Raw genomic sequence first — 22,419 nt, 5'->3', positions numbered from 1 at the left:
TAGGTCATTTAGGTTGTCTCGGAGCCTGGGCGGCGAAGTGGTCCGCCACCGCCGCGACGTCGCCCGCATCGGAGATCAGCCCGACGAAGCCGTCGGGGCGGATCAGCACGAGCGTGCTGCCGGACGCGCCGTAGGCGCCGGCGAGGTGACCGTGGGTGTCGGCGATTTCGCCCGGGTCGCACGGGTGCGCGACGACGCGGAACGTCCTGAGCCCCGCCGGATACGTCCCCGGGCCGCCGCCGAAGTCCAGCAGGGTGAAGCGCCCGCCGCGGGTCAGGTCGAACAGCCGGCGTTCGCCGTCCACCGTGGTCAGCCCGGTCGCGTCGGGGGCGCGGTCGCCGGCGCGCAGCGGCGCGGTCTCGGCGCGGTCGTCGCGCGCCAGGACGGACCCGCGGTAGCCGATGCCCAGCTGCCGGGTGGCCGCGTCGCCGCGGACCGGGATGCCCTTGCGCTCCATCGCCTCCTTGAGGCGCGCGTCCGAAAGCGCGAGCACGCCCGCCGCGACCGGCCGCCGCTCGGCTTCGTAGGTGTCGAGCAGGGCCGGCGAGGCGCCGTTCGCCACCGCCGCGAGCTTCCAGCCGAGGTTGTGCGCGTCCTGGATGCCGGTGTTCATGCCCTGGCCGCCGGCGGGCGAGTGGATGTGCGCCGCGTCGCCGGCGAGGAAGACGTGGCCCTCGCGGTAGCGCTCGGCGAGGCGGACGTTGGCGCGCCACAGCGACGACCACTCCGGCTCGCGGAGGCGGATGTCGGTGCGGCCGCTGCGCCGGTCGAGGAGCGCCTGCAGGTTCGCGAGCCCGAGGCCGGCGTCCTGGCCCGGCGCGACGCTGGCCTGGAACTGGAAGACGCCGGTCGAGGGCAGCGGGCAGAGGGTGACCATGCCGTCCTCGTGGCGCCACATGTGCCAGGCGGTGCGGTCGAGGCCGTCGACCTCGACGTCGGCGACGATCATCCGCAGCTCGTCCCGCGTCTCGCCCTCGAACGCGATCCCGGCTCCCTTGCGGACGACGCTGTGGCCGCCGTCGCAGCCGACCAGCCAGCGGGCGGTCACCGGCTCGGCCTCGCCGTCCTTGACGACGACGGCGGACACGCCCTCGGCAGACTGCTCGAAGCTCTCGAGCGCGGTGCCGAACTCGACCGCGCCGCCGAGTTCGGCCAGCCGCAGCCGCAGTGCTTCCTCGACGCGCCATTCGGGCGTGATCAGGCTGGCCGCGTAGGGAACGTCGGGGCGCGGTTCCGCCGGTCCGGCACCGCCGAGCGTCACCTGGCCGTCCGGCGCGGTCGACCGGATCGGCATCGCCATCCGGCCGTGGGCGAGCACGCGCTCGACGATGCCGAGATCGTCGAACACCTCGAGGGTGCGCGGCTGGACGCCCTTGCCGCGGGAGCCGGGCCGCGGCCCCGGGGCGGCCTCGACCAGGCGGAACGGGACGCCGGCGCGGGCGAGCTCGCAGGCCAGCGTGAGGCCGGTCGGGCCGGCGCCGGCGATCAGCACGGTGGTCGTCATCAGTCCCCCACGTAAGAAAGGAATCACTTTCTAACCACGGTAGCCGCGGTTGCCAAGAAAGTAAAACCTTTCTATCGTGAGCCGGTGACCGCTGAACCCGCCGAACCCGTCCGCCGACGGCGGAACGGCAAGCAGCTGGAGGCCGAGCTGCTCACCGCCGGCTGGGACGAGCTGGTCGAAGCCGGGTACGGCCGCCTGACGATGGAGTCGATCGCCGTGCGCGCCCGCACCAGCGAGGCCGTGCTCTACCGCCGCTGGGCCAACAAGGACGCGCTCGTGCTGGCCGCGATCGAGCACTACCGGACCGTCCACCCGGTTGCGGACGCCGACACCGGCACCCTGCGCGGCGACCTGATCGCCCGGCTGACGGCCGTGAGCCGGGCCCGCGCCCCGTTCTTCGCCATCTCCGCGGCAACCGCCTTCTCGGGACTGTCGGCCGGCACCGGCCAGACTCCCGCCCAGGTCCGCGCCAAGGTCATGGGCGACGAGGCGCGTCCGCACAGCCGGGCGCTCTACCTGCGCGCCCACGACCGCGGCGACCTCGACCTGGACCGCGTGCCCGCCGCGGTGCTCGAGCTGCCGTTCGACCTCGTGCGCCACGACCTGCTCATGGAGCTGGAACCCCCGAAACCGGCCCGTATCCGCGAAATCGTCGACGAGCTCTTCCTGCCGCTCCTGCGGAACCACCGGGCGGTACGGACGTCTCTGGACTGATCGCTTTCGTTCGGACGGAAGGACCTCGGGATGTCCCTCTCGACGTGCCTCGAGCCGGCCGAGGCGGTCCCGGACAAGCCGGCGGACCAGCGGCGATGGCTGTTCGCGCTCGTCGTGGTCGCGCTGCTCGCCGAGATGGCGATCGCGATGCTCACGACGGCCGTCGAGCAGTCCCCGACGATCGACGAGCCGGTCTACGTCGGCACCGCGGTGGTCTACCTGGAGCAGCACAGCCTGCGGTACAACCCGGAGCACCCGCCGCTGGGCAAGCTGATCATCGCGGCCGGACTGGCCTTTTCCGGCGCGCACCTCGACCCCGCCTTCACCGGCGACCAGACGCAGCTCGGCCGCCGCGTGCTGTACGAGTCGGGCGACGACCCGGGACGGCTCCTGCTGGCGGCACGGCTGCCGGTGATCGTGCTGACGCTCTTGTTCGGGCTGGTCGTCTTCGCGTTCGCCCGCGATCTGACCGGCCGGGCCGGCGGGGTGACGGCCCTGGCCCTGTGCACGTTCTCCCCCGACCTCATCGCGCACGGATCACTGGCGACGCTCGACGTGCCGGTGGCCGGGTTCCTGCTGACGTCGGCCTGGCTGCTGTGGCGGGCCCGCCGTCGTCCCCGCTTGTACCTTCCCCTCGCGGGGCTCGCGCTCGGTGCGGCCGTGGCCACGAAGATGAGTGCGCTGGCCGCGGTTCCGGTGCTGCTGCTCCTGGTCGCACTGTCCACTTGGCACTCGCGGTCAGGGCCACGGCGGATCGTCCTCGGCGTGGCCGCCGTCGCCCTGATCGCGGTCGCCGTCGTGTGGGCGTCCTACCTCGCCGTGGATCCGCGGCTGCACTGGACGCCGCCGCCGGACCTGCCGGCCGTCCACGGCCTGCGCGCGCTCGCCGACCGGCTGCCGCTGCCCCGGCCGTACCTCGACGGGATGCGCGTCCAGTTCGCCTTCGAAGACCGGACGTGGAGCACGTTCCTGCTCGGCACCTACCACCCCGGTTCGGTGTGGTACTACCTGCCGGCCGCGCTGCTGGTGAAGTCACCGCTGGGGGCGCTGGCCCTCGGGCTGGCCGGCGCGGTCGCGATGGTGGCGGTCCCCCGGCTGCGCCCGGCGGCGCCGTACGTCCTGGTCCCGGCGGCCGTGCTGCTGGCGGCGGCCATGACCAGTACCCGCGACCTCGGCGTCCGGTACGCGATCTTCGTCCCGATGTTCCTGGCGATCGCGGCGGCGAGCCTCGTCGCCGTCCGCGTGCGGTGGGTGCGGGTGGCGGTGGCGGTCCTGGTCGCCTTCACGGCGGTGAGCTCGCTGCGGACGTTCCCGTACTACCTGCCGTACTCCAACGAGGCGTTCGGCGGCCCGGCCGAGACCCACCTGCGCCTGCACGACTCGAACGTCGACTGGGGCCAGGACCTCGGCAGGCTGGCGGACCGCCTGGCGGGCGAGCGGGTCTGGCTGGTCTACAAGGGAAGCGGGCTGCCGTCGGCGTACGGCCTCGACGCGGCCGACCCGCTCGCGGTGCCCGCGGACGAGGTGCACGGGCTGCTCGCGGTGTCGGATTCGGCGATCGCCAAGGCGGACGACCGCTTGACGGCGCTGATCGCCGGCAGCACCCCGGTCGACGAGGTCGGCCACTCCATCACGATCTACCGCCGCCCCTGATGCAGCAGCGCGTGGGCCAGTGAGTCGACCACGAAGCTTTCCCAGCGCTCGGCCGTCCACCCGCGGTCGGCCAGCACCAGGTACATCTCCAGTCCCGACAACGCGCACAGCACGTCCACCGCTTCGTCCACCGGCACGCGCAGCGCGGACAACCCCGCCAGCTGCTCGGCCAGCACCCCGAACGCCGTCGCCGTCTCGGCCATGTTCGCCGACCACTGGGCGGCCATGTCCGGGTCGACGACCGCCGCGTCGCGGACGACTCGCATGATCGGGGCTATTCGCGTCAGGATGCCGCGTCCGTAGGCCGTCCACAGCTCGAGAACGCGACGCGGGTCGCGCTCGGCCGCGGCCTCCTCCAGCCACGGGCGGCCGAGGATGCCGACCGGGTCGTCGTCGCCGACCACCGCGAGGTCGACCGCCTCCTTGAGCAGGGTCCGCTTGTTGCCGAAGTGGAAGTACACCGTCTGGACGGCCACCCCGGCCCGGGCCGCGATCTGCTCGAGCGTGGTGGCCGTGTAGCCGTCGGCGACGAACAGGGCGCCGGCCGCTTCCACGATGCGCCGGCGGGTCGCCCGGGTGCGGGCCGCGCGGGGCTTGACGTTCTCGGTCACACGTTGCACTCTAACTCTAGAGTTGGACTACAACGAAACGGGGTCGGCATGGAGATCGCCGGAATCCACCACGTCAAGCTGCCCGTCAGCGACCTCGCCCGCAGCCGCGCCTGGTACGAGCGGGTCCTCGGCTTCGAGGTGGCCATCGAGTTCACCGAAGACGGCGAGGTCCGCGGCGTGGCCCTGCGCCACGACGGGTGCTCGCCCCAGCTCGCGCTGCGCCACGACCCCGTGCGCGCCAAGGCCCTCTCCGGCTTCGACGCCCTGGCGCTGCTCGTGCCGGCCCGCGCCGACGTCGAGGCCTGGAAGTCCGCCCTGGACGAGGCCGGCGAACCCCACGGCGGCCTCGTCACCGGCCACGGCGGCGGAAAAGTGCTGGTCGGACTGCACGACCCCGACGGCATCGAGATCCGGCTCTACGCGGACTGAAAGGACGAACCATGAACACCACGAAGATCGACGGCGTCACCATCGGCTGGACGGACACCGGAGCCGGCGACGCGACCCTGCTCGTGCACGCCGGCGTGTTCGGGGCGTGGTTCGAGCCGCTGGCCACCCGCCTGCCCGGCCGGGTGATCCGGATGCTGCGCGCCGGCTACACCGGCGGCGAGGTCCCGCGCGAACCCCTCGACCTCACCGGGCACGCGGCCCACGCCGCGGCGCTGCTCGACCGGCTCGGCACCGGACCGGCCACCGTCGTCAGCCACTCCTCCGGCTGCGCGATCGCGCTGCAGCTCGCGCTCGACCGGCCGGATCTCGTGGCACGCCTGGTGCTGTCCGAGCCGCCGCTGGTCGACGAGCTCGTCGACCCGGCCGACCTCCCCGAAGTGGGCGCCACCGTCGGCGCGGCACTGGGCGGGGCCATGGCCGCGGCGGCGCGCGGCGACATCCCGGCGGCCTTCGACGCGTTCAACGCCGCCGTCTGCGGCCGCGACTACCGCACTGTGCTCACCGACGTGCTCGGCGAGGACGGACTCGCGCGCGCCGAACGCGACGCGGAGTTCTTCTTCACCAACGAGGTCCCCGCCATCGGCCGGTGGACCCCGCCCGACCCGGCCCGGGTCACCGCACCGGCGCTCCTCGTCCAGGGCGCGGCCAGCCCCGGTCCGACCCACCGGCTGGTCGCCCGCCTCGCGGCCGCGTTGCCGGACGCCCGTGTCGCGACGATCGAGGGGGCGAACCACCTGCTGCCGCTCACTCATCCCACCGAACTCGCGCACGCTATTTGCGATCTGCAAATTGCAGATTCGGATTACGCGCTCATGTGAGCGCTATTCGGGAAAATGAATTCCGAAACATATTGCACGACCCGCGAACAAGTCACGAGCTGAAATGAAAGTTGCTCCGAACGGCCGTACGTGAAACTGCCGCCGACACATAACGTCACATGCCTGCGCGATCGGCCCGCCGGATGGACCAAGCCGAGTCCCCGACCGGTCGATTGCGGACATAGCACGTGGTTCACTCACTGGAGGATGGCTTTCATGACGATCGACCTGGCGTTGAAAGAAGCGATGAACATTCCGGGCGCCGTCGGCGCGACCCTGGTCGACTACGACAGCGGAATGTCCCTCGGTTCCCTGGGCGGTGGCGACTGGCTCGACCTGGATATCGCGGCGGCCGGAAACACCGAGGTCGTGCGGGCGAAACTGCGCGTCATGTCCTCTCTCGGGCTCGACGACAGCATCGAGGACATCCTCATCACGCTCCACCGCCAGTACCACGTGATCCGGCCGCTGTCGGCCCGGGGCAACTCCACCCTGTTCCTCTACCTCGTGCTGGACCGCGAACGCGCGAACCTCGCGCTCGCGCGGCACAGCCTCAGGCGCATCGAGACCAGCCTGTCCGTATGACGAGTGCCGACACCCACAGCCAGTCCTCACGCATGCCCCTGCCGGTCCGCACGCCGGCGCCGGAAAGCCCCGGCGCACCGCGGGGCCGGGCGATGAAGCGCCCGCCCCTCGACTCCGGGCGGATGCTCGACGCGTTGCGCACGGTCCAGGGCCAGGTCGACCAGGTGGCCGGGCTGCTCGTGGCCACCCACGACGGCCTGGTCCTGGCCGACGACACGATGTCGGTCGAGGCGGACAGCGTCGCCGCCATGTCGGCGGCGGCCATCGGCCTGGCCGCGCAGTTCACCGCGCAGGCCAGGATCGGCGAATCCCGCAGCGCGATGTTCGAAGGCAGCTCCGGCTACGTCTGCGTCTTCCCCGTCGAGGGATCGCTGCTCCTCGTCGTGTTCGGCCAGCCGGACATCACGATGGGGCTGTTCACCCTCGCCGCCAAGCAGGCGTTGACGCTGCTCAGGCACCAGCTCCCGGCGTTGGGAGCGGCGCACCGGACGCGGCCCTCGCCGGAGTGAGCCGGCGCCGGGTCAGCCGGGAGGCGGCCCGGCGCTGAAGCGGGTCACCAGCTCGCCGAGTCCCTCGACCCGGCTGGTGAGCACGTCGCCGGCGGTGAGGTAGCGCGGCGGCGTCCGGCGGTTGCCGACCCCGGCCGGGGTACCGGTGAAGATCAGGTCCCCCGGCAGGAGCCGGCACACCGCCGAGAGCCGGGCGACCAGCTCCGGGACGCCGAAGATCAGGTCCGCCAGCGACGCCTTCTGCACCACTTCGTCGTTGAGCAGGCAGGTGATCGAGGCCTCGGGGTCGAGCTCGGTGACCAGGTGCGGTCCGGTCGGGCCGAACCCGGGGAACGACTTGGCCAGCGAGAACTGCGGTGGCTTCCCGAGCGACTGGACCCGCCGCTCCGACAGGTCCTGGCCGACGGTGAACCCGGCGACGTGCCCGAGGGCGTGCTCTTCGGCGATCCGGTGCCCGCCCCGGCCGAGCACGGCGACCAGCTCGACTTCCCAGTCGACGCGGTCGCCGGGCAGCTCGACCGTCTCTTGTGGACCCGCGATGCAGGTCGGGAACTTGGTGAACACCAGCGGGTCGGCCGGGGGCTCGTACCCGGCTTCGGCCGCGTGCGGCGGGTAGTTGAGCGCCACGGCGAACACCTGCCGGGGCCGCGGCACGGGCGGCCCCAGCAGCGCCGGGTCGTACGGGCTCCCGGCCGGCGCCACCGAAGCCGCCCACGCGGAGAACGCCGTCCAGTTCTCCAGGACGTCCATCGGGTCGGGGCCGAAGCCGCCGGCGTCGAAGACGTCCAGCGCGCGATCACCGAAGATCAGCGCGGCCCGGCCGTCGAGGTTGGCCAGGCGCATCACGCGCGGCCGGCCGGCGGCGGAGTCCCGTAGGCGTCTTCCCACGAGACGACCCGGTTGCGGAGCACGCCGAGCTTCTCGATCTGGGCTTCGACCACGTCCCCGGGCTTCAGGTAGTTGGCGAACGGGTCGTCGGTGCTGGCCGCGACCCCGGCGACCGTGCCCGTCGTGATGAGGTCGCCCGCGCTGTAGACCTGCGGCGAGTGGTAGGCGACGAGCTCCGGGATCGTCAGCGACATCCGGCCGGTGTTCGACTTCTGCCGCACCTGGCCGTTCACCCGCAGCTCCATGTCCAGGTCGTGCGGGTCGCCGACCTCGTCGGCGGTGACGATGTACGGGCCGATCGGGCAGAACGTGTCGATGGCCTTGGAGAACGAGAACACCCCGGACTCCATCTCGCGCCGCTGGATGTCGCGGGCGGTGATGTCGTTGAAGACGAGGTACCCGGCGATGTGCTCGGCCGCCTGCTCGGCGGTGAAGAACTTGCCGGGCTTGCCGATCACGACGGCCATCTCGAGCTCGTAGTCGAGCTCGTTCGTCAGGTGCGACGGGTACACGACCGCGTCGCCGGGGCCGATGATCGCGTCGACGTTCTGGAAGAACACGATGCCCTTGTTGACCGGGTGCGACCAGTTCACGCGGGCGAGGTCGTCGTGGTGCTCGCGGAAGTTCCCCGCCGTGTGGAAGAACTTCTTCGGCACGATCGGCGCCCGCAGGCGCACCTCCGACGCGCGGAAGCGGCGCCCGGTCTCGGGCACGCTCCCGCCGCGTTCGAAGAACTCGCGCGTCGAGGCGGTGTCGAGTTCCAGGACCAGGTCGTCGGCGAGACGGCCGACCAGGCCGTCGTCGAAGGTCACGAGCTTCACGGGCGCTCCACGGGGACGGTGACTCGGAAGACGCGCAGCTGAAGGGCCAGCGTCGCGTAGTAGCCCACCAGCGTGGTCAGCTCGACGGCCACGCGGTTGCCAATGATTGGCACGCACTCGGCGTAGGTCACGTCGTCGACGTCGTCGTCCAGCAGCGCCAGCACGAACCGCAGCGCGGCCGTTTCACCGTCGTCGAGGCCCTCCGGCAGGGCGCCCGCGGCAATGGCGGTGAGCTGGGCGTCGGTGGCCCCGGCCGCTCGGGCGGCGGGCTCGTGCGCGTACTGCTCGAAGGCGCAGTCCCACCGGGCCGCCACCGCGAGGATCGCCAGCTCCCGGACGCGATCGCCGATCGTCGTCTCGTACCGCACGGCCGCGCCCAGCCGCTGCAGCGCCTGCCCGGCCGGCGGCGCGAACAGCATGGCGTTGAACGGCCCGGTCAGCGCGCCCGCGGCGTCGGTGAGCGGGAACGGCCCGCCCGCCCGGGGACCGCCGGCGATGGCTTCGCGGAGCGCGCGCTGGTCGTCGTCCAGGTCGGCCGGGGACAGCCGGGGCAGTCTCGTCATGCCCCGATCCCAGCAGCACCCCCGGCGAGCGGTCGACGGGCTGCCATTGAATGGCACATCCGTTCCGCGCCGGCCGACCGCGCGCCTAGCGTCGCCGCCAGGTCGGGAGCGAGGAGCGGAAGTGGACTGGCTGGGTCTGCGGGGCAAGGGCGCGCTGGTCGCCGGCGCGGGCGGGATCGGCGGCGCGGCCGGTCTCGCCCTCGCCGACGCGGGTGCCGACGTGGTCGTCGCCGACGTCGACGAAGAGCGCCTCGACGACCTGGCCGCCAAGGGGATCCGCACCCTGCGTGCCGACCTCACCGACGCGGAGAGTGCCCGGGCCTGCGTCGCCCGCGCCGACGCGCTGCTGGGCCGGCTCGACGTGTTCGTCCACGCGGTCGGCGTCAACGACCGGCGGCCGGTGCTGGAAACCCCCGACGACGTCTGGCGCCGCATCACCGCGGTCAACCTCGACAGCGCGTTCTGGACCGGCCGGGCGGCGGGCGAGCTGATGGTCGCCCGCGGCTACGGCCGGATCGTCTACCTCTCCTCGGTGTCCGGTCTGCTCGCCCACCCGCACCACGCGCCGTACGCGGCCACCAAAGGCGCGGTCAACCAGCTCGCCCGGGTGATGGCCCGCGAGTGGGCGGCCTCGGGCGTCACGGTCAACGCCGTCGCGCCCGGCTACACCGAGACCGCGCTGACCCACGACCACCTCGAAAAGCCCGGCGTCCGCGACGGCCTCACCGGGCTCGTCCCGGCCGGGCGGCTGGGCACCACCGAAGACCTGACCGGCCCGATCCTGTTCCTCTGTTCCGACCACGCCGCCTTCGTCACGGGACACGTCCTGTACGCCGACGGCGGCCGCACCCTCGTCTGAAGGAGTCCTTTCGTGCGTTTCACCGGCAAGACCGTCCTCGTCACCGGCGCCGGCACCGGGTTCGGTGCCGAGATCGCCGTCAAGGCCGCGAGCGAAGGTGCCGACGTCGCCGTGCACTACCGCGGCTCGCGCGCCGGTGCCGAGCGCACCGCGGCGCGCGTCGAAGAGCTGGGCCGCAAGGCTTTCCTCGTCCAGGCCGACATCTCCGAGCACGCGCAGATCAAGCGGATGGCCGACGAGGTGTGGAGCCACTTCGGCCGGGTCGACGTGGCGGTCAACAACGTCGGCGACGTCGCCCGCGAGCAGATGTCGTGGCGGGACCTCACCGAGGAGTCCGTCGACCACGTGCTCGCCGTCGACATCAAGGGCACGCTGCTGTGCACGCACGAGTTCGGCGACCGGATGCTCGCCCAGGGCGGCGGCGCGATCGTGAACATCGGCTCGACCGTCGTCGCGCGCGGCAGCGCCCGCGCCCCGCAGTACGCGGCGGCGAAGGCCGGGATCATCGGCCTGACCAAGTCCTACGCCCACGCCTTCGCGCCCACCGTGCGGGTGAACGTGTTCGCCCCCGGCTTCATCGAAACCGAAGCCACGCTCGGCCGCGAGGACTGGAAGACGGGCCGCGCGGAGAAGCTGCGCGACGCGACCCCGATGGGCCGCATCCCCAAGCCCGAGGAGCTGGCCGGCGCGGCGCTGTTCCTCGCCACCGAGGAAGCCGCGCACATCACCGGCGGCTTCCTGGTCGCCGACGGCGGCTACACGATGCTCGGCGCGTGATCCCGGCATGATTTCGGCGAGGAGGCCGCAGATGGGACCCAGAGTCGTGTTCACCGGCGGGCGTGTCTTCGACGGCAGCGGCTCCCCCGCCGTCCCCGGCGACGTCGTCGTCCGCGGCGACCGGATCGAGAGCGTGCGCCCCGGCGGCGGCACCGAGCCGGAGCCGGACGACCACGTCGTCGACTGCCGCGGCGCCACCGTCCTGCCCGGCCTGGTGGAGTCGCACTGCCACCTGACGTTCCCGTCCGCGCTCGGGCACGTCGACCCGTCGTTCAACCCGCCGATCGACGTGAGTTTCTTCCACCGCATGCCGAGCCCGGACGAGCACCTGGCGATCGCCGAACGCAACGCCCGGATCCTGCTCGACCACGGGTTCACCAGCGCCTACTCCGCCGGCTCGCTGACGCCGGTGCCCACCGAGGTGCGGCTGCGCGACCGGATCGCCGCCGGCCTGGCCGCCGGGCCGCGGATGCGGGCGGCGTCGTTCGAGCGGGACAACAACCCGGTCCGGATGGGCCCGGACGGGCCTGCCCCGCAGGAAACCGGCCCGGACGCCGTGCGCGCCTTCGTCCGCGAGCAGGCCGAGCTCGGCTTCGACAGCGTGAAGCTGCTGATGAGCAACGACGACGTCTTCTTCGAAGGCGGCTCGATGGTCACCCAGTACAGCGCCGAAGAGGCGGCCGCGGCCGGTGAGCAGGCGCGCGAGTCCGGGGTGTGGCTCAACTGCCACGCCCAGGCCCCCGAGGCGATCAAGCGGGCGGTGCGGGCCGGGTTCCGCTCGATCTACCACTGCTCCTACGCCGATCCCGAAGCGATCGACCTCCTGGAAGCGCACAAGGACTCGATCTTCCTCTCCCCCGCCGTCGGCATCATGTGGGCCAACGTCCACGAAGGCGCCGAGTTCGGCATCGACACGGCGATGGCGGAGAAGATGGGGTCGGTGAAGTCCCTCGAAGCGATGGAGCGGCTGTACCCGGAGCTGCGCAAGCGCGGCCTGCGCGTGCTGCCCGGCGGCGACTACGGGTTCCCGAACAACCCCATCGGCCGCAACGCCCGCGACCTCGAGCTGTTCGTCCGGCTCTTCGGCTACTCCCCCGCCGAAGCGCTGCGGGCGACCACCTTCCACGGCGGCCAGGTGATGGACCTGCCGGTCGGGCTGCTCACCGAGGACTACTTCGCCGACGTGCTCGTCGTCCGCGGCGACCCGGTTTCGGACGTCACGCTGCTGCAGGACCCGGCCAACCTCGAGGTGATCATGCAGGGCGGCCGCTTCCACAAGCAGGCCGCGTGATCTACCGCGAGGTGCCCGGGTTCCGGCCCCTGGAGCTGGACCTGACCGAGCCGGCCGACGCGGTCGCGACGATCGTGTACCTGCACGGCGGCGGCTGGCGGCGCGGCTCCCGGCTCACGCCGCTGCCGGGCTTCGAGCACCTGGCCGCCGAGCTGGCGGCGCAGGGGTTCCGGGTCGCCATGGCCGATTACCGGCTCAGTGGCGAGGCGAGTTTCCCCGCACCGCTGGACGACGTGCGCGCGGCCGTCGAGTTCGTCCGCGACGGGAACCCGGTGTTCCTCTGGGGCGAGTCGGCGGGTGCGCACCTGGCGCTGCTCGCGGCGCTCGGCGGGTCCGAAGTGGACGGTGTGGTCGCCTGGTTCCCGCCGACCGACCTGCTCGGGGTGCCCGCGGCACCGGACGGCGTGTCCCGTGAAGCACTCCTGCTGGGCGCACCCCCGGAGTCGGTGCCGGATCTCGCGCGCGAGGCCAGCCCGCTGTCGTACGCCCACGCCGGCGCGCCGCCGGTCCTGCTGATGCACGGCGAGGACGACGACCTCGTGCCCGCCACGCAGAGCGTCCGGCTGGCCGAGGCGCTGGAGGCCGTGGGCGCGCCGGTCGAGCTGCACCTGGTGCCCGGCGCCCGCCACCGCTGGACGGGCGCCGATCCCGCGGCCGTGGTGGCCACGTCCGTCAAGTTCCTGCGGGCCGCACTGCCTCGATGATCAGGTCCACCGCCCGCCCCACCTCGGCCAAGGTGGGCGGGAGGTTCAGGAACCCGTGCAGCATCGACGGCACCACGACGTGCCGGACGTCCACGCCGGCCTCGGCCAGCTGCCCGGCGAAGACCTGACCGGAGACCCGCAGGTCGTCGTACTCGGCGGTGAGCACCAGCGTCGGGCAGAGCCCGTCCAGGACGGCCAGGCCCGGCATCGCGTAGCCGTCGGCGCGGCTCACCGGCCCGCCCAGGTAGTTCTCCGTCGTCGCGCGCACCTCGGCGGGCGGGAAGTGCAGGATCGCGGGCACCTCGGCCATCCTGGCGACCAGCGACGCCGGCGCCGGCGGCAGCAGCGGGTGCAGCACCGGGTAGACGAGCGCGAGCACCTCGGGCTGCCAGCCGTCCTCGTCACGCAGGCGCAGGGCCGCGCCCGCCGCCAGGTTGCCGCCCGCACTCGCCCCGCCCGCGCAGACGCGGTCGACGCCCAGCTCGTCGCGAGCCCACCGCAGGACCGCGACGACGTCGTCGTGCGGCGCCGGGTACGCGACCCCGCCCACCGCGAGCCGGTAGTCGACGCTGACCACCACGATCCCGGCCCGGTGCGCGAGTTCCCGGGCCACCCGGTCGGCTTCGGGCATGTCCAGGTCGCCCATCCGGAACGCGCCGCCGTGCAGCCAGACCAGGCACGTGGAGCCGGTTCCGTAGATCCGCACCGGAACATCGCCGACCCTGTCGGCCACTGTGGACACATCCGGGACGTCGTCGGGCACCGGCGGGCGCTCGAACTCCGCGCGCCGCTCGGCGAACGCCGGGTCGGTGATCAGCGCGCCGAACGACGGAACGCCGTCCAGCAGCGGGAACTTCGCGGCCATCGCGGGGTGGACGGGCATCAGGCCTGCCTTTCGGGGACGCGGGCGGTGTGCCCGAGCGGGAACAGCGGGTTCGCGGTGCCGCCCGGCCGGTCCTCCGGGTGGGCTTCGACGGCGGCCATGGACGACGGCAGCTCGATCGGCAGCCGGCCCTCGGCGGTGGCGTGGCCGAAGACGACGTCGAGGACGGCGTCGTCGGCCGCGCCGAAGTCGGCCAGCAGGGCGGCGGCGTGCTCGGCGAGTTCGGGGATGACGGCGGCCCGGTCGAGGAAGACGTCGACGACGGTCGGCACGGTGGCCATCAGGGTGCGCAAGTGGTCGAGGTCGTCCGCCGGCAGGTCCAGCCGGCCCTGGTGGAAGAAGGCCTCCGGGAGCCGCGCTCTCGGCTCGTACGGCGTGCCGATCCGCACCACCGCCGCGTCCGCTTCGGCCGGTGTGTCCACTAGGGACCCGTAGCGGGCCGCCACCGCGGGGTCGATCCCTTCCACGTACAGCCGGATTCCCGTTTCCAGCGGCAGCCTCCCGGCGAGCAGCACCATCGACCGGCGTTGCGCGTCGGCTCCGGCGGCCGTGAAGTCGGCCCGCCCGACGGTGGCGGCCGCGTGTGCCTCGTCGACGTACGGGTTTTCGAACAACCCGAGCCGCATCATCAGCGTCAGGACGCGCCCGGCGGACTCGTCGACCCGCGTCTCCGCCAGCCGGCCCGCTTCGACCAGGCCGGCGACGACGTCCGGGCACCACTCGCCGCCGAACTGGTCGACACCCGCGTCGAGCAGCCGCAGCACACGCCCGGCGACGTCGAGGTGCTCGGCGCCCCAGGCCCGCGCGGGCCACACCGACCCGTCCGGCAGCGTCGTGTCGGTGAGCAGCCCGAAGTCGGTGCACACCAGGCGGTCGAAGCCTTCGTCGCGGCGCAGCTGCCCGGCGATCACCTCGCGGTCGAAGGCGAACCCGACGCCGTCGAGGCCCGGCACGCCGACCGGGCGGCCGTAGTACGGCATCACCGCCGCCGCCCCGGCCCGCAGCGCCGGGCGGAAGACGTTTCGGTGCTCCTCGTAGCGCCCGTCGGGGTAGACCTGGTCCTTGCCGGACGCGAAGTGCGCGTCCTCGCCGCCGGCCTGCGGGCCCGCGCCCGGCCAGTGCTTGACCATCGCCGCCACCGAACCCGGCCCCAGGTCCGCGCCCTGCAGACCTTCGACGTAGGCGGCGGCCAGCCGGGCGACCACGTGCGGGTCGGCGCCGAACGTGCCCGAGGTGCGGCACCACCGCGGTTCGGTCGCCAGGTCGGCCATCGGGTGCAGGGCCAGCCGGATCCCGGCCGCCGCGTATTCGGCCCGGACGACTTCGGCGAACGCGCGCACCGCACCGGGGTCGGCCAGCGCACCGAACCCGAGTGGTTCGGGCCAGCGCGAGCAGCCACCGGAAGGCACCGACGTCAGCGGGTTCTCGTTCGCCGAGTGCCGCGGGTCGGACGAGACGAGCACCGGGATGCCCAGCCGGCTCCCGGCCGCCATCCGCTGGACTTCGTTGTGCCAGCGGGAAAGGGGCCCGGCCGAGACCGGCGCCATCAGCGCCAGGCAGCGGACGTGCCGGTCCCGCACCACTTCCGTCGTCGGCGCGGTCGGCAGCGGGCCGGCCGGCCGCTCGACGAAACCACCCTCGGCGGTGACCGCCACCGGGGCGTGGAACAGCAGCCCGGCCTTCTCCGGCAGGGTCATCCGGCCGAGCAGGTCACGGACGCGCTCCTCGGTGGGCCGCGCGGGATCCTGGTACGGGAGCATGCGGCCGAGCATGGCCGCCCGCTCCGGGCGGTGCCCATCGGCGTGCCATTCAATGGCACGCCCGGCTAGACCTCGAAGACGCCGCTGACGTAACGCAGCTCGCCCATGCGCAGGTCGTCGTCCGTCAGGGGCGGAAGGCCCTGGGCGGCCAGCAGGTCCCGGGTGGTGACGGCGGTCAGCGTCCAGCCGAGGCCGGTCAGGTACGGGGCCGCTTCGGTGCGCTCGCCGAAGTACCGCAGCTTCGTCATGTCGGTGTCGAAACCGTGTTCGCGCCAGAGCTCGGAGATGCCGTCCAGCCGCCGCTTGGTCCTGCTCTCCGCGCCCGGCCGCGGGTTCGGCCGGCTTTCGGTGGCCACCCGGCTCCCCGGTGCGCTGAGCTCGGTGACGCTGTCCAGCAGGCGGTCCTGCGCCTCGGGTGGCAGGTAGCCGAGCAGGCCTTCGGCGCTCCACGCGCTCGGCCGCGCCGGGTCGAACCCGGCCGTACGCAGTGCGGTCGGCCAGTCCTCGCGCAGATCGACGGGGACGACCCTCCGGTCGGCCGTGGGCTCGGCACCCAGCCCGGCCAGCGTCCGGGTCTTGAACTCCACGACCCGCGGCCGGTCGAGCTCGTAGACCACGGTCCCGGCCGGCCAGGGCAGCCGGTACGCCCGCGAATCCAGCCCCGAAGCCAGGATCACCACCTGGGTGACGCCCGCGTTCGTCGCCTCCAGGAAGAACTCGTCGTAGAACCGGGTCCGCACCTTGGCCCCGTCGATCGCCGTCCGGTCGACCAGGTCACCGGGCGGCAGTTCGCCGGTGGCCAGCCGGGTGAGGAGGTCGATGCCGACCGCCCGGACGAGCGGTGCGGCGAAGGGGTCGTCGATGAGCGTGTCGGTGCGGGTCGCGATCGCGCGGGCCATCGCGGCCATGGTCGCGGTCGCGCCGACACCGGACGCCGGGTCCCAGTCTGAAGTCATCGGCGGACCGTAGTGGACGCTCGCGACCGCCTGGCTAAAGTGAGAGCGGTGACCGCCCGTTTGCCTCGCCGGCCTTCCGTGGCCCGGATCCTCGACGCGGCGCGCGCGGTGTTCGTCACCGAGGGCCTGGACGTGCCGGTCCGGGAGATCGCCCGGCGCGCCGGCGTCGGGCCCGCGACCGTCTACCGCCACTTCCCGGCCAAGGAAACGCTCGTCGCCGCGGTGTTCACCGAGCGGGTCTCGGCCTGGCAGTCCGCTGTGGACGGAGGACTCGCCGACCCCGATCCCTGGCGTGGCTTCCGCGAAGCGGTCGGGAAGCTCTGTGCGCTGCAAGCGAGCGACCACGGCTTCACGACGGCCTTCAAGTCCGCCTTCCCCCGCGCGGTGGACCTGACCGCGATGCGGACGGCCTCGCTGACGTCCGCGGCCCGTCTGCTCGACCGCGCCAAGGAGTCCGGCCACCTGCGCCCCGACGTCGGCCTGGCCGACCTGAACCTCGTGCTCAGGGCCGACATCGGCCTGCACGCGCGCACCCCGGCGGCCCGGCGGCGGTTCGCCGCGCTCCTGGTCCGCGGGTTCGAAGCCCGCCGGTCACCCGTCGGCGAGGCGCTGGATCACTGAGGCCAGCCAGGCCTGGAGTTCGGCGGGGTCACCGAGTTCCGAGCGCAGTACCCGGCGGCGGGTCGAGACCCCGAGCACGAAGGCGTCGATCGCGGCGGCGCGACGGCGGGCCTCGGCGTCGTCCAGGCCGCTGTCGCGCAGGTAGCGGTGCAGCGGCTCCAGGGAGTTCGTGTCGAGGAAGGCGGCGAGGGCATCCGCGGCCTCCGGGCGTTCACCGGATGCGCGTTGCAGCACCAGCAGCGGGTCCTCCCCCGGGTCGCCGGACCAGCGCCGGACGATGCTGGCCGCGAGCCGCGCACCCAGCTCGGACCGGCTGCCGTCGAAGGAGCCCTCGACCGGGATCTCCACCCGGGTCGCCGCGAGGAACAGGCCTTCCTTGCCCCCGAAGTAGCGCGTGATGAGGTTGGGTGACACGCCGGCCGCGTCGGCCACGCCCTTCACCGTGATCGCGGTGTAGCCCTGCCGGGCGAACTGGCGCCGCGCCTGCTCGAGGATCCGCTGCCGGGTGGCCGCCGCGTCGCGAGAAGTCATGTGTACGAGCATACACATCATGTGTATCGTCGTACACATGGACGAACTGAGAGACCGGCTCCGGCGGACCCGGCGGGTCACCACTCCCTGGACCGCCGACCAGACACGCGGCATCACCGGCACCCGGCTCGACGAGTTGCTCGCGCGCTGGGCCGGCGGCTACGACTGGGACGCGCACGAGCGCCGCATCCGTGCACTCCCCTGGGTCACGGTCGGCACCGGCCTGCGGGTGATCCACCAGCGGGCCGCGGATCCCGGCGCCCCGGTCGTCGTGCTGCTGCACGGCTGGCCGGATTCGGTGCTGCGGTTCGAACGCGTGCTGCCGCTGCTCACGGACGTGCACGTAGTGGTCCCCGCGCTGCCGGGCTTCCCGTTCGCGGCCCCGCTCACCGCGCCCGGCATGTCGGCCGGCCGGATCGCCGAGGTCGTCGCGGCCGGGCTCGCCGAACTCGGGTACCCGCGCTACACGCTGTCGGGCGGCGACGTGGGTGGCACCGTCGCGGAAGTCCTCGCGGGCGAGCACCCGGACCGGGTGGCGGCCCTGCACCTCACGAACGTCGCTCCGCAACGGGCGTTGACGGCGGACCCGGCGAAGCTCGCGCCCGGCGCGGCCGCCTACCTCGGCCGGGCGGCACGGTGGTTCCGGAGCGAGGGCGGCTACATCGCCGAGCAGTCGACGCGGCCGAACACCCTCGCCGTCGCCCTCGGCGACTCACCCGCCGGCCTCGCGGCGTGGCTCGCCGAGAAGCTGGAGGCCTGGTCCGGCGCCTCGGCCTTCACGCTCGACGACCTGCTGACGTGGATCACGGCGTACTGGGTCACCGGCACGATCGGCACCTCGTTCACGACGTACACCGAACCGGTCGCCCTCCCGGACCGGATCGGGACGCCGACGGTGCTGTCGATCTTCCCGGACGACATCAAGCCGGAGCCGCGAAGCTACGCCGAAGCGTTCTTGAACGTGCGTGAGTACGTGGAGCATTCGGCCGGCGGCCACTTCGCCGCGTGGGAACAGCCCGAGGCCTACGTCCGCGACCTGCGCCGCGCGGTGGAGCTGGGCGGCTAGTCTTCGTACCGGGCGGCGATCGCCGCGGCACGGTCACGCAACGCGGCGCGCAACGACTGCGGCGCCAAGGCTTCCGCGTCCGTGCCGAGCTGCCACAGCGCCCACTCGGCGTGCCACGCGTCCTGGAACGTCGCCTCCAGCCGCAGCCAGCCGGCCGGGTCGGGTTCGGCCGCGCGGACCGCCACCGCGGTGCTCAGCACTTCCTCCCGCCGCTTCGGATCCACCCGCAGCAGCACGGCGATGTGCCCGCCGGAAAGGAACTGCGCGCAGCGCTCCCGCCAGACCCGGTCCAGGTCGACCCGGTCCGGCCGCTGCGCCGGTTCGGGCAGCCTCTCGGCGGCCTGCACCCGCGACAGCCGGTAGGTGCGGTCCGCGCCGGCTCTCGTGGCCAGCAGGTAACCCCGGTCGCGGACGGTCACCAGGCCGATCGGGTCCACCGTGCGCCACCGCGGCTCCTGGTCGGCCGCTGCGTAGTGGATGCGCAGCTTGTGCCCGGAAAGGACCGCGCGCCGGATCTCGATCATCGCCGGGCCGGGGACCTCCTCGGTCACCGGGCGACGGGACAGCAGGTCGGTCTCCGGCTCGACCAGGAACCGGCGGGCCGCGTCGCTCGCCGCCGCCCGGTGGCTCTCGGGCAGCGCGTCGACCACCTTGCGCCGGGCCGAAGCGAGCGCCGGGCCGAGGCCGAGGCCCGGGCCGGTGGCGAGCAGGGCCAGCGCCTCGTCGTGGTTCAGCCCGGTCAGCTCGGTCCGGAACCCCGGCAGCAGCGAGAACCCGCCGTGCCGGCCGCGGTCGGCGTAGACCGGGACACCGGCCGTGGACAACGCCTCGATGTCGCGCAGCACGGTCCGGGTGGACACGTCCAGCTCGCGGGCGAGGGCGTCCGCGGTCAGCCGGCCGCGCTGGCGCAGCAGCAGGACCAGCGAAACCAGCCGGTCGGCACGCATGCGGAAACCCTAGCGAATACCCGACAGAGGATGTCGTGATTTGCCGGAAAGGTCCCGGGTACCGAAGTCGAAGCGAACGGAGCTGATGTGGCAGTGGAACGAACGGCGGTCAACCCGACGACGTGGTCGGCGGAGATGGGGTTCAACCAGGGCGAGCTCGTCTCCGGGGCCACCCGGACCCTGTACTGCTCCGGGCAGACCGCGATGAGCGCCGAGGGCAAGCCCGAGCACGACGGTGACGTGGCCGCGCAGCTGGCGCTGAGCCTCGACAACCTCGAGGCCGTGCTCGGCGAGGCCGGCATGACGCTGGCGAACCTCGTCCGGCTGAACGTCTACACGACCGACGTCGACGGGCTCTTCCCGCACTACGGCGTGCTGGCGGCGCGGCTGGGCGCGGCCGGGGTGGCCCCGGCGACGACGATGCTCGGCGTCACCCGGCTGGCGATCCCCGGCCAGCTGGTCGAGCTGGAAGGGACGGCGGTCGCGTAACGACGTATCGCTGGCCGGAACGGTTCACCTTAGGCAAGGCCCCAAAGTGCTATGCTTCGCGTCGAACCGTTCCTGTCAGCGAAACGAACCGAGGACGACGAGCTTGGCCGTCAACAGTACCGCCGGGCGCAAGCCCGCCGCGTCGGACAACACCGGCACCGAGGCCGCCGCCCGGGTCGCCGACGTGCTCCTGCTCTTCACCGGCGGCCCCCGGTACCTGGGCGTCAGCACGATCAGCCGGGAGCTCGACCTGTCGAAGGCGGTCGTCTACCGGATCCTGCAGTCGCTCGTCTCGCGCGAGATGCTGGCCACCGACCCCGGCGTCGCCGGCTACCGGCTCGGCCCCGCGGCCGTCGCCCTCGGGGCGAGCGCCCTGCGCCGGTTCGACGCCCGCGTCGCGGCCACCCCCGTCCTGCGGCGGCTGCGGGACGAGACCGGCGAGACGACCACGCTCTCCGGCCTGGTCGGCGACGAACGCGTGTACCTCGACCAGTTCGAGAGCCCGCGTGAGATCAAGATGACCGTGGAGCTCGGCAAGCGGTTCCCGCTGCACGCCGGCTCCTCCGGGAAGGTGATCCTCGCGTCCCTGCCCGAGGAGCGCCGGGAGGCCTTGCTGCACCGGGAGCTCCCCGCGCTGACCGAGCACACGATCACCGCCGCCGAGCAGTTGCGCGAGGTCCTCGCCGAGGTGGCCCGCGACGGCGTCGCCGTCTCGCTCGGGGAACGGCAGCCCGGCGCGGGGTCCGTCGCCGCTCCCCTGTTCGGCCCGGACGGCGAGGTCCACGGTTCGGTCAGCATCTGCGGTCCGCAGTACCGCTTCACGCCCGACGCCGTCGGCCGCTACCGCGACCTCGTGCGCGAAGCGGCGGCGGAGATCCGGCAGAGCTGGGCCTGGCTGCAGGAGCCGGGCGGCCGGTAGGGACACCCACCGGCCGCCCCGGATCACCGGCCGCGCTTGAGGTAGCGGCCCACCGGGTCGCCCACGATCTTGCCGTCGGCGAACACGTGGTTCCCGCGCACGAACGTGTCGGTCACCTTCGCGGTCATGTCGAAGCCCTCGAACGGCGTGTACTCCTGCGTCGACTCGGACTCCGCCGCGCGCACGGTCCACCGGACGTCCGGGTCCACGAGCGCGAAGTCGGCGTCGAAGCCCTCGGCGATCGTGCCCTTCTTCAGCAAGCCGTAGCGGCGTGCCGGGTTCTGCGACGTCAGCTGAGCGATCCGCTGCAGCGAAAGGCCGCGCTTGGTGCCTTCGCCGACCAGACCGGGCAGGAGGTACTCGGCTCCGCCGAAGCCGGACTTCGCGAGGAAGACGTCGTCGCGGTCCTCGCCGAACTTCAGCTCGTCGCGGCAGCACGCGTGGTCGCTGACCACCCAGTCGACGTCGCCGGCGAGCACGTGCCGCCACAGCGCCTCGACGTCCTCGCGCTCCCGCAGCGGCGGGTTGACCTTGCCGCCGATGCCGGACGCGGTGTCGACGTCGGCCAGCAGGTGCCCGATCGTCACCTCGCGCCGGAAGTCGATGTGCGGGAACGCCTTCCCCATCGTCAGCGCGGCCGACAGCGCCTTCTCCGACGACAGGTGCAGCAGGTTGATGTTGGGCAGCCCGGTCTCGTGCGCCAGGTACGACGCGATGGTGACGGCCAGCCCCTCGGAGTGCGGCGGCCGCGACGCGCTGTAGGCCCGCAGGCCCGACAGCGAGCCGTCCTGTTCCACCAGTTTCGTGTACGCCGTCATGATTTCCGCCGTCTCGCAGTGCAGCGAGAGCGACAGGTGCGGCGCGTACTCGGTCAGGACCTCGCGCGCCTGCTGGACCCCGCGCATCACGAACTCGAAGTGCGCGATGTCGTACCGCTCGTCCGGCGGGATCATCAGGAAGTCGCTCTGGCTGGTCGAGCGGCCGTGCAGGCCGTGGCTGCCGTAGAACATGAAGATCTTGAACGACGTGACGCCGAATTCCTCGACCAGGTAAGGGATCTCGGAGATGTGCTGCGAGCTCATCGGCGCGAGGTGGAAGGCGTAGTCGACGTAGGCGTTGCCCTCGGACGCGCTGAGCACCTCGGGGAAGAAGTCGCGGTAGCTGCCGCCCTTGTTCAGGTAGTACTGGCCGGTGCGCATGTACGTCAGCGACGTCGTGACGCCGCCCTGCGCGCTCGCGCGGCTTTCGGTGCGGGTGTCGGTGGCCAGCTCGTTGTAGATGCCCCAGTGCTGGTGCGCGTCGACGACGCCGGGGAAAGCCAGCAGGCCACGGCCGTCGACGACCTGGGCGGCGTCGTCGGTCGGCAGGTCCTTCGCGACCCGGGTGATGGTGCCGTCGTTCACGGCGATGTCCAGCAGTTCCGGCTCGGACCCGTCGGCGTCGTCGGGCCGCACGACCCGGACGTTCTTCACGAGCAGTTCCGTCGTTGCCATTTCTCTC

The 22,419-nt window shown here is 72.8% G+C and carries 25 protein-coding genes; 14 read left to right on the top strand and 11 right to left on the bottom strand.

The features are described 5' to 3' along the window. Positions 1-4: 4 nt before the first annotated feature. Positions 5-1,504, bottom strand: coding sequence for an FAD-dependent oxidoreductase (locus tag QSK39_RS29815; protein ID WP_285481159.1), 1,500 nt, complete (start codon positions 1,502-1,504; stop codon positions 5-7). 84 nt (positions 1,505-1,588) lie between these two features. Between QSK39_RS29815 and QSK39_RS29810 the strand changes: the two genes are divergently transcribed. After that, complete coding sequence (locus tag QSK39_RS29810) at positions 1,589-2,218, top strand: TetR/AcrR family transcriptional regulator (protein WP_285481158.1); 630 nt, start codon at positions 1,589-1,591, stop codon at positions 2,216-2,218. A 30-nt stretch (positions 2,219-2,248) separates the two neighbouring features. Continuing rightward, positions 2,249-3,871, top strand: coding sequence for an ArnT family glycosyltransferase (locus QSK39_RS29805; RefSeq protein ID WP_285481157.1), 1,623 nt, complete (start codon positions 2,249-2,251; stop codon positions 3,869-3,871). Here QSK39_RS29805 and QSK39_RS29800 read toward each other — a convergent pair. Further along, a complete protein-coding gene (locus tag QSK39_RS29800; protein ID WP_285481156.1) occupies positions 3,856-4,482 on the bottom strand; it encodes a TetR/AcrR family transcriptional regulator in 627 nt (208 codons plus the stop codon). The genes QSK39_RS29805 and QSK39_RS29800 overlap by 16 nt on opposite strands. 48 nt (positions 4,483-4,530) lie before the next feature. Between QSK39_RS29800 and QSK39_RS29795 the strand changes: the two genes are divergently transcribed. The 4 genes from QSK39_RS29795 to QSK39_RS29780 all read left to right on the top strand — a co-directional run bounded on the left by QSK39_RS29795 (position 4,531) and on the right by QSK39_RS29780 (position 6,844). Beyond that, entirely contained in the window at positions 4,531-4,911 is a 381-nt protein-coding gene (locus tag QSK39_RS29795; RefSeq protein WP_285481155.1) for a VOC family protein, read from the top strand. Between the two features lie 11 nt (positions 4,912-4,922). Further along, on the top strand, positions 4,923-5,750 hold the full coding sequence (locus QSK39_RS29790; protein WP_285481154.1) for an alpha/beta fold hydrolase: 828 nt from the start codon (positions 4,923-4,925) through the stop codon (positions 5,748-5,750). 216 nt (positions 5,751-5,966) lie between these two features. Beyond that, positions 5,967-6,335 (top strand): hypothetical protein, encoded by a 369-nt coding sequence (locus tag QSK39_RS29785; protein WP_285481153.1) that lies wholly within the window; start codon positions 5,967-5,969, stop codon positions 6,333-6,335. Further along, the gene (locus tag QSK39_RS29780; protein WP_285481152.1) at positions 6,332-6,844 is read left to right on the top strand and encodes a roadblock/LC7 domain-containing protein; all 513 of its coding nucleotides are present in this window, start codon (positions 6,332-6,334) and stop codon (positions 6,842-6,844) included. Before QSK39_RS29785 ends, QSK39_RS29780 begins: the two co-directional genes overlap by 4 nt. A 12-nt stretch (positions 6,845-6,856) precedes the next feature. On the opposite strand, the gene QSK39_RS29775 is transcribed toward QSK39_RS29780, so the two are convergent. From QSK39_RS29775 to QSK39_RS29765, 3 genes are read right to left on the bottom strand one after another with little or no spacing between them, the layout of a single operon-like run. Next, complete coding sequence (locus tag QSK39_RS29775; protein ID WP_353051094.1) at positions 6,857-7,732, bottom strand: fumarylacetoacetate hydrolase family protein; 876 nt, start codon at positions 7,730-7,732, stop codon at positions 6,857-6,859. Further along, positions 7,687-8,553, bottom strand: a complete 867-nt coding sequence (locus QSK39_RS29770) for a fumarylacetoacetate hydrolase family protein (protein ID WP_285481151.1) — start codon at positions 8,551-8,553, stop codon at positions 7,687-7,689. Before QSK39_RS29770 ends, QSK39_RS29775 begins: the two co-directional genes overlap by 46 nt. After that, positions 8,550-9,116, bottom strand: a complete 567-nt coding sequence (locus tag QSK39_RS29765) for a carboxymuconolactone decarboxylase family protein (protein WP_285481150.1) — start codon at positions 9,114-9,116, stop codon at positions 8,550-8,552. Before QSK39_RS29765 ends, QSK39_RS29770 begins: the two co-directional genes overlap by 4 nt. Before the next feature lie 121 nt (positions 9,117-9,237). On the opposite strand from QSK39_RS29765, the gene QSK39_RS29760 reads away from it, so the two are divergent. The 4 genes from QSK39_RS29760 to QSK39_RS29745 are packed head-to-tail and all read left to right on the top strand — an operon-like array spanning position 9,238 to position 12,747. Continuing rightward, positions 9,238-9,975 (top strand): SDR family NAD(P)-dependent oxidoreductase, encoded by a 738-nt coding sequence (locus tag QSK39_RS29760; protein WP_285481149.1) that lies wholly within the window; start codon positions 9,238-9,240, stop codon positions 9,973-9,975. Between the two features lie 12 nt (positions 9,976-9,987). Continuing rightward, complete coding sequence (locus QSK39_RS29755) at positions 9,988-10,752, top strand: SDR family NAD(P)-dependent oxidoreductase (RefSeq protein ID WP_285481148.1); 765 nt, start codon at positions 9,988-9,990, stop codon at positions 10,750-10,752. A gap of 31 nt (positions 10,753-10,783) precedes the next feature. Next, positions 10,784-12,043: an amidohydrolase family protein gene (locus tag QSK39_RS29750; RefSeq protein WP_285481147.1), complete on the top strand. Its 1,260-nt coding sequence runs from the start codon at positions 10,784-10,786 to the stop codon at positions 12,041-12,043. Then, positions 12,040-12,747 (top strand): alpha/beta hydrolase, encoded by a 708-nt coding sequence (locus QSK39_RS29745; RefSeq protein WP_285481146.1) that lies wholly within the window; start codon positions 12,040-12,042, stop codon positions 12,745-12,747. Before QSK39_RS29750 ends, QSK39_RS29745 begins: the two co-directional genes overlap by 4 nt. Here the strand turns inward: QSK39_RS29745 and QSK39_RS29740 are convergent. From QSK39_RS29740 to QSK39_RS29730, 3 genes are all read right to left on the bottom strand, one after another. Next, positions 12,716-13,630 carry an alpha/beta hydrolase fold domain-containing protein gene (locus QSK39_RS29740; protein WP_285481145.1) on the bottom strand — a complete coding sequence of 305 codons (915 nt, stop codon included), beginning with the start codon at positions 13,628-13,630 and terminating at the stop codon, positions 12,716-12,718. The two genes, QSK39_RS29745 and QSK39_RS29740, sit on opposite strands and share 32 nt — an antisense overlap. After that, positions 13,630-15,390 (bottom strand): glycoside hydrolase family 3 protein, encoded by a 1,761-nt coding sequence (locus tag QSK39_RS29735; protein ID WP_285481144.1) that lies wholly within the window; start codon positions 15,388-15,390, stop codon positions 13,630-13,632. Before QSK39_RS29735 ends, QSK39_RS29740 begins: the two co-directional genes overlap by 1 nt. Positions 15,391-15,455: 65 nt before the next feature. After that, complete coding sequence (locus QSK39_RS29730) at positions 15,456-16,346, bottom strand: SAM-dependent methyltransferase (protein WP_285481143.1); 891 nt, start codon at positions 16,344-16,346, stop codon at positions 15,456-15,458. A gap of 48 nt (positions 16,347-16,394) precedes the next feature. On the opposite strand from QSK39_RS29730, the gene QSK39_RS29725 reads away from it, so the two are divergent. Continuing rightward, entirely contained in the window at positions 16,395-16,967 is a 573-nt protein-coding gene (locus QSK39_RS29725) for a TetR/AcrR family transcriptional regulator (RefSeq protein WP_285481142.1), read from the top strand. Here the strand turns inward: QSK39_RS29725 and QSK39_RS29720 are convergent. Then, positions 16,938-17,498 (bottom strand): TetR/AcrR family transcriptional regulator, encoded by a 561-nt coding sequence (locus tag QSK39_RS29720; RefSeq protein ID WP_285481141.1) that lies wholly within the window; start codon positions 17,496-17,498, stop codon positions 16,938-16,940. The two genes, QSK39_RS29725 and QSK39_RS29720, sit on opposite strands and share 30 nt — an antisense overlap. Positions 17,499-17,535: 37 nt before the next feature. Here QSK39_RS29720 and QSK39_RS29715 point away from each other — a divergent pair, with 37 nt between their 5' ends. Then, entirely contained in the window at positions 17,536-18,564 is a 1,029-nt protein-coding gene (locus tag QSK39_RS29715) for an epoxide hydrolase family protein (protein ID WP_285481140.1), read from the top strand. Here the strand turns inward: QSK39_RS29715 and QSK39_RS29710 are convergent. Then, complete coding sequence (locus tag QSK39_RS29710) at positions 18,561-19,511, bottom strand: helix-turn-helix transcriptional regulator (RefSeq protein ID WP_285481139.1); 951 nt, start codon at positions 19,509-19,511, stop codon at positions 18,561-18,563. The two genes, QSK39_RS29715 and QSK39_RS29710, sit on opposite strands and share 4 nt — an antisense overlap. A gap of 93 nt (positions 19,512-19,604) precedes the next feature. On the opposite strand from QSK39_RS29710, the gene QSK39_RS29705 reads away from it, so the two are divergent. Then, positions 19,605-20,000: a RidA family protein gene (locus QSK39_RS29705; protein ID WP_285481927.1), complete on the top strand. Its 396-nt coding sequence runs from the start codon at positions 19,605-19,607 to the stop codon at positions 19,998-20,000. 103 nt (positions 20,001-20,103) lie between these two features. Then, positions 20,104-20,919: an IclR family transcriptional regulator gene (locus QSK39_RS29700; RefSeq protein WP_285481138.1), complete on the top strand. Its 816-nt coding sequence runs from the start codon at positions 20,104-20,106 to the stop codon at positions 20,917-20,919. Between the two features lie 23 nt (positions 20,920-20,942). On the opposite strand, the gene QSK39_RS29695 is transcribed toward QSK39_RS29700, so the two are convergent. Continuing rightward, positions 20,943-22,412, bottom strand: a complete 1,470-nt coding sequence (locus QSK39_RS29695) for a dihydroorotase (RefSeq protein WP_285481137.1) — start codon at positions 22,410-22,412, stop codon at positions 20,943-20,945. Between the last annotated feature and the right edge of the window lie 7 nt (positions 22,413-22,419).

Origin of the sequence: Amycolatopsis sp. NBRC 101858, from assembly GCF_030269325.1 — a bacterium.
Taxonomy (GTDB): Bacteria; Actinomycetota; Actinomycetes; order Mycobacteriales; family Pseudonocardiaceae; genus Amycolatopsis; species Amycolatopsis ponsaeliensis.
Note: the sequence above shows the minus strand (reverse complement) of the source record. Positions and strands in the feature narration are given on the sequence as shown.

Coding starts and splice junctions, on each gene's coding strand:
- QSK39_RS29695 (WP_285481137.1), bottom strand. CDS start 22,412: ATGGCAACGACGGAACTGCTCGTGAAGAACGTCCGGGTCGTGCGGCCC.
- QSK39_RS29765 (WP_285481150.1), bottom strand. CDS start 9,116: ATGACGAGACTGCCCCGGCTGTCCCCGGCCGACCTGGACGACGACCAG.
- QSK39_RS29795 (WP_285481155.1), top strand. CDS start 4,531: ATGGAGATCGCCGGAATCCACCACGTCAAGCTGCCCGTCAGCGACCTC.
- QSK39_RS29740 (WP_285481145.1), bottom strand. CDS start 13,630: ATGCCCGTCCACCCCGCGATGGCCGCGAAGTTCCCGCTGCTGGACGGC.
- QSK39_RS29750 (WP_285481147.1), top strand. CDS start 10,784: ATGGGACCCAGAGTCGTGTTCACCGGCGGGCGTGTCTTCGACGGCAGC.
- QSK39_RS29785 (WP_285481153.1), top strand. CDS start 5,967: ATGACGATCGACCTGGCGTTGAAAGAAGCGATGAACATTCCGGGCGCC.
- QSK39_RS29735 (WP_285481144.1), bottom strand. CDS start 15,390: ATGCTCCCGTACCAGGATCCCGCGCGGCCCACCGAGGAGCGCGTCCGT.
- QSK39_RS29790 (WP_285481154.1), top strand. CDS start 4,923: ATGAACACCACGAAGATCGACGGCGTCACCATCGGCTGGACGGACACC.
- QSK39_RS29710 (WP_285481139.1), bottom strand. CDS start 19,511: ATGCGTGCCGACCGGCTGGTTTCGCTGGTCCTGCTGCTGCGCCAGCGC.
- QSK39_RS29780 (WP_285481152.1), top strand. CDS start 6,332: ATGACGAGTGCCGACACCCACAGCCAGTCCTCACGCATGCCCCTGCCG.
- QSK39_RS29730 (WP_285481143.1), bottom strand. CDS start 16,346: ATGACTTCAGACTGGGACCCGGCGTCCGGTGTCGGCGCGACCGCGACC.
- QSK39_RS29805 (WP_285481157.1), top strand. CDS start 2,249: ATGTCCCTCTCGACGTGCCTCGAGCCGGCCGAGGCGGTCCCGGACAAG.
- QSK39_RS29720 (WP_285481141.1), bottom strand. CDS start 17,498: ATGACTTCTCGCGACGCGGCGGCCACCCGGCAGCGGATCCTCGAGCAG.
- QSK39_RS29715 (WP_285481140.1), top strand. CDS start 17,536: ATGGACGAACTGAGAGACCGGCTCCGGCGGACCCGGCGGGTCACCACT.
- QSK39_RS29815 (WP_285481159.1), bottom strand. CDS start 1,504: ATGACGACCACCGTGCTGATCGCCGGCGCCGGCCCGACCGGCCTCACG.